At 71.3% G+C, this 17,105-nt stretch carries 2 protein-coding genes; one reads left to right on the top strand and one right to left on the bottom strand.

Translation table 11 applies throughout. The annotated features are described in order from the left end of the window. The first annotated feature begins 97 nt into the window (after window positions 1–97). On the top strand, window positions 98–5,158 hold the full coding sequence (locus WME95_RS01915; protein ID WP_437906754.1) for a protein kinase domain-containing protein: 5,061 nt from the start codon (window positions 98–100) through the stop codon (window positions 5,156–5,158). 22 nt (window positions 5,159–5,180) lie between these two features. Here the strand turns inward: WME95_RS01915 and WME95_RS01920 are convergent, their stop codons facing one another. Beyond that, window positions 5,181–16,745 carry an amino acid adenylation domain-containing protein gene (locus WME95_RS01920; protein ID WP_437906755.1) on the bottom strand — a complete coding sequence of 3,855 codons (11,565 nt, stop codon included), beginning with the start codon at window positions 16,743–16,745 and terminating at the stop codon, window positions 5,181–5,183. Between the last annotated feature and the right edge of the window lie 360 nt (window positions 16,746–17,105).

Here is a 17,105-nt window from a genome sequence, read left to right on the forward strand (position 1 = left end):
GGATCACCTGGGCGACTGCCGCGTGCGCCGCGTGCCGCGTGTCGACGCTGTCAGGGATCCCCTTGCTGTGATGACGCGAACCCGCGAGAATGTATTTATGGCAAGTGGGGCTACTTACACATTGACGGGCGTCATCCACGAATCCTCGGCGACGACGGTTTACCGGGGAGTTCGGGAGAGCGACGGCTCCCCGGTGGCGATCAAGCGGCTCAGGAACGAGCGCCCGCTGCCGGTCGAGATCGCGAAGCTCAAGTACGAGTACGCCATCGCCCGGGACCTCGCGCTGCCTGGCGTCGTGAGGGTCTATGGGATCGAGAAGGTGGGCAGCGGCCTGGCGCTCGTCATGGAGGACGCGGGCGAGCGCCCGCTCAACGAGATCATCGGCGCGAGCAAGCTGAAGCTCGAGGACGCGCTCCGTATCGCGATCTCGATCGCCGACGCCCTGGAGTCCATCCATCGACGAGGCGTCACTCACATGGACGTCAAGCCGCACAACATCCTCGTCAACGCGCAGACGCTGGAGGCGAAGCTGACGGATTTCGGCAGCGCGACGCGCCTGTCGCAGGAGGCCCACAAAGCGAACCGCTTCGCGTCCTTCGAGGGGACCCTGGCCTACATGTCGCCGGAGCAGAGCGGGCGGCTGAACGTCGTCATCGATCGTCGCACGGACCTCTACTCCCTGGGCGTCACCCTGTACGAGATGGTGACGGGCGTCCTCCCCTTCCGGACGACGGACATCATGGACCTCGTGCACAGCCACATCGCGCGGACCCCGCCGGCGCCGCAGACCGTGTCGCCCGCGGTGCCGAGCGCCGTCTCCGACATCGTGATGAAGCTCCTCGCCAAGAGCCCCGACGACAGGTACCAGAGCGCCCACGGGCTCAAGCTCGACCTGGAAGAGTGCTCGTCGCAGCTCTCGTCCAAGGGGAAGATCGAGCCGTTCCCCGCCGGCCGATACGACTACGTCGATGAGCTGCGGGCGCCTCAGAAGCTCTACGGCCGGGAGACCGAGGTCGCGCTCCTCTCCGACGCGTGGAGCCGCACCAGGCAGGGCGGGAGCGAATTCGTCCTGGTCTCCGGCTACTCCGGGATCGGCAAGTCGGTCCTCGTGAACGAGCTCCAGAAGAGCGTCGTTCGCGAGAGAGGGTATTTCGCGACCGGCAAGTTCGACCAGCTCAACCGCACGACGCCGTACGCGGCCGTCGCGCACGTCTACCAGGAGCTCATCCGCAACATCATGGCGGAGTCTGCCGAGGCGCTGGGGCAGTGGAAGCGCAGGCTCTCGGCGGCGGTCGGCTCGAACGGGCAGCTCCTCATCGATCTGATACCGGAGCTCGAGCTCCTCATCGGCCCTCAGCCGGCCGCCCCGGCGCTCGGCCCCACCGAGTCGCAGGCGCGGTTCCAGCTGACGCTCCAGAACTTCTGCCGCGCCTTCCCCTCCCAGGAGCGCCCCCTGGTCCTCTTCTTCGATGACCTGCAGTGGGCGGACGCGGCGTCGCTCAAGTTCCTCCAGAGCATCGCGGCCGAGGCGCGGATCGCCTGCATGCTCATGATCGGCGCGTACCGCGACAACGAGGTCGACGCGAGCCACCTGTTCTCCGTGGTCCTCGCGGAGCTCCGCAAGAGGGCGGCGGCGGTGACCGAGCTGACGCTCAAGCCGCTCGTCTTCTCCGACGTGAACCAGCTCGTCGCCGACACGTTGAGCTGCGATCCTCACCGCGCGGAGCCCCTCGCGCGGCTCATCTTCGACAAGACCCGGGGCAACCCGTTCTTCATGAGCCAGCTCATGAAGAGCCTGCACGCCGAGAGGCTCCTCTCGTTCGACCCCGGCGGCTTCTCGTGGACATGGGATCTCGATCGCATCCGCGAGGCGAAGGCCTCGGAGAACGTGATCGAGCTCATGGTGGGCAAGATGCGCCGGCTGCCCGAGCGCGCCCAGCGTATCCTCTCCCTCGCTGCGTGCGTCGGCCACCAGTTCGATCTGACGACGCTGGCGATCGTGACGAGGCGGTCGCGCCTGGAGGCGGCGCGCGAGCTCTGGGGCGTGCTCCGCGAGGGCTTCATCCTCCCCGTGGACGCGGAGTCCAGGTTCTTCGATATCGCCATGGACGGTGAGCTCGCCGTCGCCGAGGACGGCTCCGGCGAGGAGCTCAACGTCTCTTACAGGTTCTTGCACGATCGCGTGCAGCAGGCCGCCTACGCGCTCATGGACGACGCGGACAAGCAGGCGGCGCACCTCCAGATCGGGCGGCTGATGCTGGAGGACAGCAAGCGAGATCAGTCCGAGGCCGAGCTGTTCGACATCGTGGGCCACATGAACAGGGGCGTCGCCCTGATCACGGACGAGCGCGAGAAGCGGGCGCTCTCGCGGCTGAACCTCGACGCCGGCAAGCGGGCGAAGATGGGGGCGGCCTATGACGCCGCCGTCCATTACCTCGAGATCGGGACATCGCTGCTCGACGCGGAGAGCTGGAAGAGCGAGTACGAGCTCGCGTTCGGGCTCCACGCCGAGCTCGCGGAGTGCAGGTGCCTGAGCGGCGGCTTCGAGGCGGCCGAGCCGCTGTTCGACGTCCTCTCGACCCACGCGAGGACCACGCTGGATCGCGCGAACGTCTGCGTGCTGCGCATGACCTTCTACCTGATGCTCGGCCAGATCAACCGGGTGATAGACCAGGCGCTGGAGGCGCTCGGGCTGCTCGGGGTCGAGCTCCCGCGGGCCGCCGACGAGCGCGAGGCGACGCTGCGCGAGGAGCTCGCCGCCCTGCGGGCGAGCCTGGAGACGCGCGAAATAGCGAGTCTCATCGACCTGCCGCAGGCGTCCAGCGCGGAGACGCAGATGATCCTGGGCCTCCTCGGCGAGCTGGCGACGCCGGCGAACGCCGTGGATCCCACCCTCGGCCTGCTCGCGGTGGTCAAGCAGATCAACCTGTCGATAAAGCACGGCAACTCGGCCATGTCCGCCCTGGGGTACGTCTCGTTCGGCAGCATGCTAGGGAACGAGCTGCCCCTGTTCCGGGACAACCCTCAGCGATACGAGGAAGGGTACGAGTTCGCGAAGCTCGGGATCGCGCTCAACGAGAAGTTCAACAACGTTCGCCTCACCTGCAAGCTGCTGATCTACTTCGCGGCGATACTCCATCTGTTTGAGCATCTCTCGGCGACGATCGACTGCTTCGGGCGTTCCCGCCAGGCCGGGCTGGCGAGCGGCGACCTGGTCTATGCGTCGTATTGCTGCATGCACATCGCGGCGGCGAAGCTGAACCTCGGCGACGATCTGGACGCGCTCGCGGACGAGATCGAGCAGAACCTCGCGCTCGTGCGGCGGATCGGCGACCTGACCACGATCCACGCCCTGGTCTGCGCGAAGCAGGTGGTCGCGAACCTCACGGGTCGAACCGAAGGGGGGCACTCCCTGAGCGGCGGCTCGTTCGACGAGGCCGAGTTCACGAGGTCGATCGAGGGGTCGGAGCTCGCCTATGTGGTCAGCTGGTACAGCGCCTTCAAGCTTCAGCTGAGCTACCTCCACGGGGACTACGCGTCCGCGCGCTCGTTCCTGGCCACGGCCGAGCAGCAGAGCGTGGGGTGGTCGAGCCACGCCTGGGCGACGGAGATCGTGTTCTTCGGCTGCTTGACGCTCGCGGCGTCGTGCGACGGGGCGCCGGACGGCGAGCGGGTAGAGCACATGGAGGCGCTCGCGAGGCTCGAGGCGAAGCTGAACCACTGGGCGGAGCTGAGCCCGTCCAACTACGCCCACAAGAGCACCCTCGTGGCGGCCGAGGTGGCGCGCCTCTCGGGGAGGACGCGGGACGCGATGATGCTCTACGAGAAGGCGATCGAAGGGGCGAAGGCGAGCCGGTTCGTGCGCGACGAGGCGATCGCGAACGAGATCGCGGCGAAGCTGTACGAGGCCGAGGGGCTGCTCCGGTCCGCGCGGGCCTTCATGACGGACGCCTACCACGCGTACCTCGTGTGGGGGGCGACGGCCAAGGTGGAGAGCCTGGCGCGGGTCGCTCCCCACCTCGTGCCTGCCGACGGAGGGCTCCTCGGGCCGCGCAGCGTCGTCGCCTCATCGCGCTCCGGCAGGGCGCAGACCACGTCGACGACGCGGCTCAGCACCAGCATCCTCGACGTGGAAGCGGTCATCCAGGCTGCGCAGGCGCTCGCGGGCGAGGTCGTCCTGGAGAGCGTCGTGAGCCGGTTGATGGAGATCGTCATCAAGAACTCCGGCGCGCAGAAGGGCGCCCTCATCCTCGAGCGCGAACAGCACCTGCTCGTCGAGGCGGTCGTCACGGCGGAGCCGAGCTCGCTCCGGGCGGGCCTGGCCGCCCCGCTCGAGGGGAGCGCCGACGTGCCGGTCTCCATCGTGCAGTACGTCGCGAGGACGAAGGAGCCCGTGATCCTGGCGGACGCGACCCAGGAGCCCCGGTTCGCGGGCGACCCGTACATCGCCGCGTGCGCCCCGAGGTCGATCCTGTGCCTGGCCATGGTCCACCAGGGCCGGACCAAGGGGATCATCTACCTGGAGAACCGGCTCGCCCCGAGCACCTTCAAGCCGGCGCGGCAGGAGCTCGTCAGGCTCCTTCTGACGCAGGCCGGGACGGCCGTGGAGAACGCGCTGCTCTACGAGCACCTGGAGCACCGCACGGCGGCGCTCCAGGAGGCCGAGCAGCGGCTCGGGGTCGAGTTCGCCGGGCGAGAGCGGAGCGAGCGGGAGCGCCTGTCCTTGCAGGAAGAGATCATCCGGGTGCAGAACGACCGGCTCGCGGAGCTGTCCACCCCCATCATCCCGATCACCGACCGGATCATGGTCATGCCGCTGATCGGGATGATGGACAGCGCCCGGGCCCAGCAGGCGCTCAGCACCGCCCTGCACGGGGTCGAGTCGAACGGCGCCGAGGTCGTGATCATCGACATCACCGGCGTGAAGCTCGTCGACAGCGACGTCGCGAGCACGCTGATATCCACGGCGAAGGCCCTCCGGATGCTCGGGGCGCAGGCGGTGCTCACCGGCATCCGCCCCGAGGTCGCGACGACCCTCACGGGCCTGGAGATCGAGTTCCGAGAGATCGTGACGCGGGGGACGCTCCAGAGCGGCATCGCGTACGCGCTGCAGAGGACGGGGAGGACCGACGGCCTCGTGAAGAGCGCCGCGCGTTGAGCGCGGCGCCGGCTCGACCGGCTCAGGTCCTCGCCTGTCCGCTGTCGGGGCTGCTGTCCGGGCCGCTTCTCCGGGAGCTCCACCGGCTCAACCCCGAACGCGCGGTGCTCTCGGGGATCCTGGCCCGCACGCGGCTCCGCGCCGTGATGTGCGCCCGGACGACGCGGGCCACGGACGCGACCTGAGGCGGCTCCATCATGGTGAAATGGTTGCCCGGGACCTGGTGCATGACGAACCGCCCGCGGGTGAGATCCCTCCAGTAGTCGACGTCGTCGGGCTCGCTCGCGCCGAGCTGATCGCGCGCGCGCACGAACAGGACGCTGGCCTCCGTCGGGCCCGGCTCGTAGCGCGTCATGGCGCGCCAGGTGCTCAGCACGATGGCGCGGAACGGCGCGTCCTCCCGGAGCGCGGCGACGAAGCCCTGGTACGCCTTGGGGGCCGCGTCCTTGAGCCCGATCAGCTGCCGGAGCACGTCGTCGGCGCTCTCGATCGACGCGCCCCGCACGGACGCCAGGGATCCGGTGTCCAGCAGGAGGAGCTGCGCCTTCTTCCCTTCCGCCAGGAGCTGCTGCGCCATCTCGTAGGCGATCACGCCGCCGGCCGAGTGGCCGCCCAGGAGGTACGGGCCCTCCGGCTGGACGGCGCGCAGCTCTTGAACGTACCGCGCCGCCATGGCGGGGATCTCGGTGAAGACGGGCTCGTCGGGCTCCATCCCCGACGCCCGGATCCCGTAGATGGACAGGTCGGCGCCCATCTGCCGCGCCAGCTCGCGGTAGATGAAGATCGTGCCGCCGATGGGCTGCACGAGGAACAGCGGCGCCCTGCGGTGCGACCCGACGTGGAGCGGGACGATGAGCCGGCCGCGCCCGCGCCCCGACGCGACGCTGGCGCTCCTGTAGGTGGGCGGCGCGGAGGCGCTGGGAGGCTGGCTCTCGTGGATGTGCTCGGCGAGCGCCGCGACGGTGCGGAGCTCCAGCAGCGCGTGCACCGGGAGCTCGACCTTCAGCCGCTCCTTGATCAGGGTCCGCACCGCGATCGCGCTCAAGGAGTCCCCGCCGAGGTCGAAGAAGTTGTCGTGCGGCCGCACCTTGGCCACGCCGAGCACCTCCCTGAAGATGTCCGCGATCGCGCGCGCCACGTGATCCGCAGGCGCCCCCGCCCTCGGCTCGGAGCTCGCTGCGACCCGCTCCGTCGCAGGCGCCGGGAGCGACGCCGCGTCGCTGCTGTCGAGCGCCGACGAGGGCGCCGCCATCGTCGCGGGCGCCGGGCGCGAGGCGCCGAGCATGTACGGCGTGCGCTTGAACGGGTACGTCGGCAGCGGGACGCGCCGGCGCCGCTCGTCCCGGGAGAACGCCGCCCAGTCGACGTCGGCGCCGGCGCACCAGAGCTGGCCGACGGCGGCGAGCAGCGCCTCCAGGTCCGTCCGATCGGAGCCCGAGCTCGCCATCGTGGTGACAATGAGCCGCCCCGCGCCGGCGTCGGGGTGCTGGCTCGCCAGCGTGGCCAGCGTCCGCCCGGGCCCGACCTCGACGAAGGCGTGATCCGGGTCGCGGAGCAGCGCTGCGAGCCCTCGCTCGAAGCGGACGGTCCCCCGGAGGTGCCGAGCCCAGTAGGACGGATCCTGGGCATCGGCGTCCGTCATCCACGCGCCGGTGAGGTTCGAGAGCATCGGGATGGCCGGCGCGCGTCGCTCCAGCGAGGCCGCCAGCTGGGTCAAGCGGTCCGCGAGCGGGCCGACGAGCGAGGAGTGCGCCGCCGTGGCGATCGGCAAGCGCCGGGTCTCGTGGCCCTCGCGCGCGCACTCCCGCTCGAGGCGCTCGATCGCCGGCAGCGTCCCGGAGACGACGCACACCTCCGGGCCGTTGACGGCGGCCAGCGAGAGCCCGTCGCCGAGCCGATCGATCAGCGCGTCCTCGGAGAGATGCACGACGAGCGTCGCCACGTCCCTGGGCAGCTGCTCGTACAGGCGCCCGCGCGCCGCGATGAGCGTCACCGCGGCCTCGAGCGACAGCACGCCCGCGACGCAGGCGGCTGTGTACTCGCCCAGGCTGTGTCCGCTGACCGCCGCCGGGCGGATGCCCCACGACAGGAGGAGCCGGGCCGTCGCGACCTCGGTCGAGAAGATGGCCGCCATGTTCGCGCAGGGGGCGCGCAGCTGCTCGGCCGCGCGCTCCCGCTCCTCGGGGCCCGGGAAGAGCAGCGCCCGGATATCCATGGAGAGCGCGCGCTGGAACAGCGCGGCGCACTGATCGAGGCTCTCCCGGAAGACGCGCTCGCTCCCGTACAGCTCTCGCCCCATGTCCACCCGCTGGGAGCCTCCGCCGGGGAAGAGGAACACCACCTTCGGCGAGCGGCCCTCGGCGACGTCGCTGAAGGTGTGGGCGGGATCGCGCGCTCGCAGGCGGGCGGCCGCCGAGACCGGGTCGCGGCAGACGACGGCGCGGCGATGCGCGAACCGCGCCCGCCCCTGCTGGAGCGTGAAGGCGACGTCGGGGAGGGGGACGCGCGCCGCGTGCCGCAGGTGCCCGGCCAGCCGATCGGTGATGCCCTCGAGCGCTTCGCTCGTCTGCGCGGACAGGACCAGCAGCTGGCAAGCCCGCGACGGGCCGGACGGCTCCATCGCGGGCGCCTCCTCCAGGACCACGTGGGCGTTCGTGCCCCCCATCCCGAAGGCGCTCACCCCGGCGCGGCGCGGGCGCGCTCCGCGCTTCCAGGCGAGCGGCGCGGCGTTGACGAAGAACGGGCTGCTCTCCAGGTGGAGCTCGGGGTTCGGGCGCCGGAAGTGGAGCGTGGGCGGGATCAGCTCGTGCTCGAGCGAGAGCGCGGCCTTGATGAGCCCGGTGACCCCGGCGGCCGCCCCCAGGTGCCCCAGGTTGCTCTTCAGCGAGCCCAGCGCGCAGAACCCGACTTTGTCAGTGCCATTTCTGAAGGCGCGCGACAGGGCGGCGACCTCGATCGGATCGCCGAGCCTCGTGCCCGTCCCGTGGCCCTCGACGAAGGTGATGCTCTCCGGCTCCACCCCCGCGGCGGCGTGCGCCCTGAGGATGGCCTGCGCCTGTCCGTCCGTGCCCGGCGCGGCGTAGCCGACCTTGCGCGAGCCGTCGTTGGTGACCGCGGATCCGAGGATGACGGCGTGGATGTGGTCGCCGTCGCGGAGCGCGTCCTCCAGCCGCTTGAGCACGACCACCGACACGCCGCTGCCGGCCACCGTCCCCTGCGCGTCGACGTCGAACGGCCGGCAGTGTCCGTCCGGCGACGCGAGCGAGCCCTCCTCGTGGACGTGGCCGAGCCGCGTCGGCGGCAGGACAACGACGCCGCCCGCGAGGACCATGTCGCACTCCTTCGTGGCGAGGCTCTGGCAGGCCAGGTGCACCGCGACGAGCGACGTCGAGCACGCGGTCAGCACCGTCACGGCGGGGCCGCGGAGGCCCAGCTTGTACGCGACCCGCGTCGTCAGGCCGTCGGCGACGTTCCCGGTGACGATCCGGTAGTAATCGGCGCTCAGCGGCGCCTTGGGCATGCCGACGCGCTCCAGCCAGTACAGCGGGGCCTCGCTCCCGGCGAAGACGCCGACCGACTGCTCGCACGAGAGCGGATCGTAGCCGGCCCTCTCCATCGCCTCCCAGGCGCACTCGAGGAAGATCCGGTGCTGCGGGTCCATGAGCATCGCCTCGTTCGGGCTGTAGCCGAAGAACCGCGCGTCGAAGCACATCGCGTCGTCCAGCACGCCGCACGCCGGCACGAGGTTCGGCGCGCGGATCAGGTCCAGATCTACGCCCGAGGCCTCCAGCTCCTCGGGCGTGAAGAAGCGGATGCCCTCGACGCCGTTGCGCAGGTTGAACCAGAGCGTGTCGACGTCGCGCGCCCTGGGGTAGCGCCCGGACATCCCGACGATCGCGACGGCGTTCGCGGGCGCCGCCTTGCGCTCCGGCGCGGGGGCCCGGCGGCTCGAGGGGCGCGTCGGCGGCGCCGGCGCCGCGGTCTCGTCTGCCTCCGCGGCCCGCGAGGCCGCCCCGAGGTGAGCGGCCAGGCTGCGGATCGTCGGGTGCTGGAACAGCTCCACGATCGGCACGTTCCGGCCGAGGCGCGCCAGGAGCGCGGCCTGGACCTGCACGAGCAGGAGCGAGTGGCCGCCGATCTCGAAGAACCGATCATCGAGCCCCACGCGGTCGAGGTCGAGCACCTTGCGCCAGATCTCGCTCAGGACGGCCTCGATGTCCGAGGCCGGCGCGGCGGTCCTGGGCTCGGCGCTCGGCGTCGGGCGCTCGGGCGCGGGGAGCGCGCGCCGATCGACCTTCCCGCTCGCGTTGAGCGGCAGCGCGTCGAGCTTCACGAAGATCGCCGGGACCATGTACTCGGGGAGCTTCGCCGCAAGGAACGCCCGCAGGGCCGGGAGGAGCGCGCGCGCCTGCTTCGCGCGGAGCGGGTCGTTGACAAGCGGCGAGCGCGCCTGTCCCTCGGCGATGCTCGCGCCGAGGAGGGCGCGCGGCCTCCGCGGATCCCCGTCGCGCTCGAAGAGGACGTCCATGCGCTCCGGGCCTCCGGTCCGCGACCAGGTGACGCGGACCGCGTAGCCCAGCCTGCCGCCGAGCTCCCAGAGCGCCTCCGGCTGGATCGCGGCGCCGGCGCGCTCGGGGCCCGCGGCGCAGAGGTCCTCCTTGGTCCCGCTCGCCGTCGAGAGCGCCGCTGCCAGGGCGACGTCCGCGTGCACGCGCGCGTTCGGGATGCCCAGCACCTCCAGCGCCTCGGGGCGGTCCTCCCGCAGCGATCGCTCGATCTCGTCGATGTCCGCCGGCGCCGGCCCGCCGATCGATCGAGCGATCGCGGCCGGCTCCGTCGCCTCGCCCACGAACAGCACGACGTCGTACCGGTAGCGGGTCATCTCCTCGGCGCCGTGGCCGCGCTTGAGCCAGATCTCCACCTGGCTCACGCCCGGGATCTGGCCGCGCAGGGCGCGGAAGTAGTCGGGCGCGACGACGAGCTCTTCCTCGGTCGAGATCGCCCGCCGCACCCGGCCACGCAGCTCCTCGGCCGCGGTGTCCGGCGCCGCACGGTGGAGCTGCACCGACGCGTGGAACGCCTCGAGCAGGGGGAGGCTCCGCACGTCGCCGATGAACACGAGCCCGCCGGGGGCGACCGAGCGGACGGCGCCTTCGATCACCGATCGCAGGTAGTCGGCGCCGGGGAAGTACTGCACGATCGAGTTGAGGACGATCGCGTCGAAGCTCCCGGGCTCGACGTCGCTGAAGTCGTTGGCCTCGCGGCGCGCCAGCGTCACGTGGGTATACCCCCTGGCGGCGAGCCTGGGGCGGAGCAGGGAGATGGCCTGCTCGGAGAAGTCGGTCCCCAGGTAGGCTTCGCAGCGGGGCGCCGTCTTCAGGAGCAGGAGGCCTGTCCCGCAGCCGATCTCCCAGACCCGCTTCGGCTGGAAGGACAGGATCCGCTCGACCGTGAAATCGCGCCACGCGCGCATCTCCGCCGCCTCGATGGGCGCGCCCGTGTAGCTGCTGTTCCAGCCCGTCGTGTCGAGATCCGGATCGGCGGCGGCGATGTCCTTCGCGTAGGTATCGTCGTACAGCGCGCGCCACTCCGTGACGTGGCCCGCCTGGAGGCCCGCGTCGTGCGCCGCGCGCTGCCCGCCGCTGCCCGGCACCACGTAGGCGACGAGGCGCCTGTCGCCGTGGGCGTCGTCCGTCGCGAGGACGACGGCGTCGTCGAGGGCGGGGTGCTGCCTGAGCGTGGCCTCGATCTCGCCGAGCTCCAGGCGGAAGCCGCGGATCTTGACCTGGTGGTCGATCCTGCCGAGGAACTCGATGTCGCCGTCGAGCAGCCAGCGGACGAGGTCGCCGGTGCGGTACATGCGGGCGCCGGGCGCGTCGGAGAAGGGGTCGGGGACGAAGCGGTCCTCTGTGAGCTGCGGGTCGTGGAGGTAGCCGCGGGCGAGGCCCTGGCCGGCGATGTAGAGCTCGCCGGGGACGCCGACGGGGACGGGCTGTCGGCGCGGGTCGAGGACGTAGACACGCACGTTGTCGATGGGCCGGCCGATGGGCGGCTTTCGTGAGGCGTCGCGGTCGGAGGGGGCGCCCCGGAGGAGCGAGCAGGAGGTGGTGACGACAGTGGCCTCGGTAGGGCCGTAGTTGTTGACGACCTCGAAGGGGATGGCGCGGTGAGGCCAGCGCCGTAGCCTGTCGCCGCCGGTGAGCAGGGCGCGCAGGGAGCAGCGAGCGGGCCAGTCGAGGCGCAGCAGCTCCTCGGCGATGGGGGTGGGGACGAAGGAGACGGAGATGTGCTGTTCCAGCAGCCACTGCTGGAGCTCCAGGGGCGAGCGGCGGAGGGGCTCGGAGGGGATGTAGAGGCAGGCGCCGGAGCAGAGCGAGGGCCACATCTCCCAGACCGAGGCGTCGAAGCCCGGGCTGGCGATGAGGGTGGTTCGATCGGTGCTGGACAGGGCGAACCGCCGCCTGTGCCAGGCGACCAGGTTGGTGAGCCCGCGGTGCTCCACGAGCACGCCTTTCGGGCGGCCCGTCGAGCCCGACGTGTAGATGACATACGCCAGGTCGGAGGGGCCTGTGGCCCTCGGCGGCGCCGAATCAGGCTGCCCGGTGAGCGCCCGCCCGTCGGCGTCGAGGCGGATCACCACGCCGTCGAACGCGGGGATGCGGTCGGCGAGGCGCGCCCCGGTGATGAGCACCGGCGCCCTGGAGTCGTTCAGCATGAGCTCCAGCCGCTCGCTCGAGCTCTCGGGGCCGAAGGGGACGTACGCCCCGGAAGCCTTGAGGATCCCGACGATGCCGACAAGGAGAGCGAGCGACCGCTCTGCGTGGATCGCGACCGCCGTCCCCGGCGCCACGCCGGCCTCGCGCAGGCGGTGGGCGAGCTGGTTCGCTCGGCGATCGAGCTCGCCGTACGTCAACGAGCCGCGCTCGGCCACCGCGGCCAGGGCATGCGGCGCGCGCGCCGCCTGCTCCTCGAACAGGTCGAGGACGCACCGGTCTCCTGGAGGGTCGACCGCGGTGTCGTTCATCTCGATCACGAGCCTCCGCTGCTCGACGCGCGTGAGCAGCGGCAGCGACGACACCGGCTGATCCGGCGCCGAGGCCGCGGTGGAGAGCACCGTCAGCAGGTGCTCCGCCATCCGCTCGATCGTCGCTCGGTCGAAGAGATCGGTGCTGTACTCGAGCATCCCCGTCACGCCGTCGGGGCCCTCCCAGGAGTACAGCGAGAGGTCGAAGATCGTCTTCTTGGCGTCGGCCTCGATGGGACGGACCTCGACCCCGGCGAGCGCGAGATCGCGCTCCGCCGGGCTCTGCGGGGCGAAGACGATCTGCACGACCGGGTTGTAGCCCGGGCTGCGCTCGGGCCTCAGCTCCTGCACGAGCACATCGAAGGGCAGCATGTCGTGCTCGTAGGCCTCCAGGCACAGCTGCCGCACCCGCTGGAGCAGCTCGTCGAAGCTCGGGTCGCCGGACAGATCGACGCGCAGGGGCACGATGTTCACGAAGAAGCCCATGATCTCCTCGAGATCCATGCGCGCCCGGTTGGCGCTCGGCATTCCGATCAAGAGGTCGTCGCGCTGCGTGTAGCGGTGCAGCAGGACGGCGAAGGCGGCCATGAGGACCATCGTCACCGTCATCCCCCGCCGGGCGCTGAGCTCCCCGAGGCGCTCCGCGAGCGGCGCGTCGATCCGGAAGGAGACGGTGGCGCCGCGCAGGCTCTGGATCGCCGGCCGCGGATGATCGCTCGGCAGCTCGAGCAGGGGCGGCGCGTGGAGCAGCCGCTCTTTCCACCAGGCGAGCAGCTCTGCGCGGGCGCTGTCCCTCATCTGCTCGCGTTGCCACGCGGCGAAGTCGGCGTACTGGATCGCGAGCGCGGGCAGCGCCGCGGGGGCGCCCCGGCGGTGGCCGTCGTAGAGGATGGCGAGCTCGCGGAACGCGAGCTCGATGGACCAGCCGTCGGTCGCGATGTGATGGAGGTGGAGCCACAGGATGTGGTCCTCCGGCCCGAGCTTGAGCAGGCATGCCCGGAGCAGGGGGCCTCGCTCGAGGTCGAAGAGGGTCTGCGCCTCTGCGTTGATGCGCTGGTGCGCCGCGACCTCCCGCTCTTCCGGGGAGAGGTGCTGGAGATCCATCACGTTGAGCTGCGACGCGCTGTGCGGGGCGATGATCTGGACCGGCCGCCCGTCGCGCTCCGCGTAGGTCGTCCGAAGGATCTCGTGCCGCTGCGCGAGCTCGCGGAGGCTCCTGTCCAGCGCTCCGACATCGACGCGCCCGCGCAGGCGGAACGGGAACAGGCAGTTGTAGGCCCGGCTCTCCGGCGCCAGCCGCTGGAGGAACCAGAGGCGCTCTTGCCCGAAGGACAGGGGCAGCGGTCCGAGGCGCGGGACGGGCGAGATCGCGCGCTCGGCCCCGCGCGCCGCGGGCTCTTGCCTCACGAGGGGCGCGAGCTCGGCGATGGTCGGGCGGCGGAAGAGCTCCTGGAACGCGAGCTCGACCCCGAGCGCGCTGCGCACGCGGGAGAGCAGCCGCACGGCATGGACAGAGCTGCCGCCCAGCTCGAGGAAGCTGTCATGCACCCCCACGCGCTCCTGCCGCAGCACCTCCTGCCAGATTTCGGCGAGCGCCCGCTCGACGGGAGAGCGAGGCGCGACGAAGGCGTGCGCCAGCGCGGTCCGCGCGGGGCCGGGGGCCGGGAGCGCCGCTCGGTCGACCTTGCCGTTCGCCGTCATCGGCAGCGCGTCGAGCGCGACGAAGGTGGACGGCACCATGAACTCGGGCAGCCGGCCCTGGAGGTGAGCGCGGAGCGCTGCCGGCGACGCCTCCACTCCCTCCATGCCTCGCGCGGAGGCTCCGCCGCCGCTCTTCGGGACCACGTAGGCGACGAGGCGCCTGTCGTCGTGGGCGTCGTCCGTCGCGAGGACGACGGCGTCGTCGAGGGCGGGATGCTGCCTGAGCGCGGCCTCGATCTCGCCGAGCTCCAGGCGGAAGCCGCGGATCTTGACCTGGTGGTCGAGCCTGCCGAGGAACTCGATGTCGCCGTCATGCCGCCAGCGGACGAGGTCGCCGGTGCGGTACATGCGCGCGCCGGGGTCGGAGGAGAAGGGGTCGGGGAGGAAGCGGTCCTCTGTGAGCTGCGGGTCGTGGAGGTAGCCGCGGGCGAGGCCGTCGCCGGCGATGTAGAGCTCGCCGGGGACGCCGATGGGGACGGGCTGGCGTCGGGGATCGAGGACGTAGACGCCGACGTTGTCGATGGGTTTGCCGATGGGCGGCTCGCGTGAGGGGCCGCGGTCGCCGTGAGCGTCCCTGGGGAGGGCGCAGGAGGTGGTGACGACGGTGGCCTCGGTGGGGCCGTAGTTGTTGACGACCTCGAAGGGGATGGCGCGGTGAGGCCAGCGCCGTAGCCTGTCGCCGCCGGTGAGCAGGGCGCGCAGGGAGCAGCGAGCGGGCCAGTCGAGGCGCAGCAGCTCCTCGGCGATGGGGGTGGGGACGAAGGAGACGGAGATGTGCTGTTCCAGCAGCCACTGCTGGAGCTCCAGGGGCGAGCGGCGGAGGGGCTCGGAGGGGATGTAGAGGCAGGCGCCGGAGCAGAGCGAGGGCCACATCTCCCAGACCGAGGCGTCGAAGCCCGGGCTGGCGATGAGGGTGGTTCGATCGGCGCTGGACAGGGCGAACCGCCGCCTGTGCCAGGCGACCAGGTTGGTGAGCCCGCGGTGCTCCACGAGCACGCCTTTCGGGCGGCCCGTCGAGCCCGACGTGTAGATGACATACGCCAGGTCGTCCGGCGCCTGGCCAGCGGCCGGAGGCACCTTGTCCACGGGCTCGCGATCGAGCATCGCCCGATCCGCGTCGAGGCGAACGACGCTGAGCCCGCGGCTCGGCACGCGGCTGACGAGGTCGTCGCTGGTCAGGAGCGCCGACACCTTCGCGTCCTCCAGCATGAACGCGAGCCGAGCCGGCGGATAGGCGGGGTCGAGCGGGACGTACGCGCCCCCCGCCTTGAGCACGCCGAGCGCGGCAACGATCATGTCCGGCGAGCGCTCCAGGCAGATGCCGACGAGCGCGCCGGGCCCGGCGCCGCTCTTCCTGAGGAGGTGGGCGATCTGGTTGCTCCGCCGATCCAGCTCGGCATACGTGAGCCGCTCGCCCTCGAACGCCACCGCGGCGGCGGAAGGGGCGCGGCGCGCCTGCTCCTCGACCTGCTCGTGGACCAGCTCGCGCGGCGGGGCCGTCGCCGCGCCGCTGCTCCAGTCGACGAGGAGCTGCCGCCGCGCGTCGGCCGACAGGAGAGGCAGATCCGAGATCCGCTGATCAGGGCCCTCGGCAGCGCCGCAGAGCAGCGCCTGCCAGTGCTCGAGCACCCTGACCGCCGTCGCCTGCTCGAAGAGATCGCGGCGGTAATCGAGCCTCGCGACGACCCGTTCGGCGGCGTCCTCGACGCTCACCACGAGATCATGAGCGACGTACGGCAGAGCGAGGTCCGTTCGGGTCAGCGCCAGCAGCGGCCCATTGCACGGCGGGGGGCTCGGGGGCGTCGCCGCGAAGAGGACCTGGACGATCGGCGTGCGGCCCGGGTCGCGCGGCGCGGCGAGCTTCTCCAGCAGCGCCCTGGCGGGGACCTCGCTGTTCGCTCTGCCCTCCTCGATGGAGCGGTGTACCTGGCGCAGGAGCTGTCGGAACGAGGGCTGTGCGCCGAACCTGCCCCGCACGATCACCGGGCCGCCGAAGAGGCCGATGAGCTCCCGGATGTCCGGCGTATCGCGCCCGGGCAGGGGCGTGCCGATCAAGACATCCTCCTCACCGGTGATCCGGTGCAGGACAGCCAGCATCCCCGCGAGCAGCGCGGTGAACAGGCCCGCTCCTTCGTCCCGGGCCGCCGCTTCGAGGCGCAGGAGGAGCGATCGATCGAGCGCGCGCTCGACCGACCCTCCGTCGAAGGCAGGCACGGCGGGCCGCGGCCGGTCCGTCGGGAGATCCAGGGCAGTCGGCGCGCCGGCGAGCTCCCGTGTCCAGTGGTCGAGCCGCGCGTCGAGGCGATCGCCGGCGGCGCGGTCGAGCTGCCGCCGGACGTGGTCCTGATAAAGCATGGGCAGCGCCGGAGGCGTCATGGAATGGTAGAGGGCGCAGAGCTCCGAGAAGAACAGCCCCACGCTGGAGGCGCCGTCGCAGACGAGGCCGTGCAGGGACAGCGCGACCAGGTGGCGGCGCGGATGCGCCCGGATGAGCGTCACCCGCCAGAGCGGGGCACGCTCGAGATCGAAGGGGCGAGCGGCCTCCTCGCGGGCGGCCGCGAGCGCCGCCTCGTCCGAGGTGGGCTGTAGGTCCGGGGCCAGGTGCACCTCTCTGAGGTCGATCGCCACCGCGGGCCTGACGACCTGCGCCGGCTCTCCCTCGCGCTCGACAAAGGAGGTCCTGAGCGGCTCGTGGCGCGCCGATATCGCCTCGATGGCGCGGCGCAGCCTGGGTACATCGAGATCCCCGTCGAGCCAGGCCGCGCCGCCTTCATGGATGAACGGCGCGGGACCATGGACTCGAGCGAGGAGCCATTTCGTCTCTTGCTCGAAGGAAAGTGGCGCGTAAGTCAGCTCAACCATGGCGCATGCCCTCCTGTCCGTTGATGTCAGAGAGCACCTCCCTCCTCCCGCTCCGAGCGTTCGGAGAGGCCCTCGCAATGGGCTCACGCGCGCCGTGTAGGCGGCACCCATGCAGGTCGTCAGGCACTCCATTCGCTCGCGCGCCGGCTGTCGGCTCAGCGATGTCCTCGGTGACATGGCGCTCCTCGTCCCGAGCGCGCAATTCATCCCCGAGCGCGCATCAGGCGTACGCCTGTCACGGAACCATCACGCGAGAACTCGACGTCTTCGCCTCCCCCGGCGACACGTTTCCTTGGTCTACGGAATTAATAATGATCCTTTATCGAAATATTGCCAAGCGGAATGATCAAAATCGTTCGT

Origin of the sequence: Sorangium sp. So ce327 (assembly GCF_051530205.1) — a bacterium.
Taxonomy (GTDB): domain Bacteria; phylum Myxococcota_A; class Polyangia; order Polyangiales; family Polyangiaceae; genus Sorangium; species Sorangium cellulosum_B.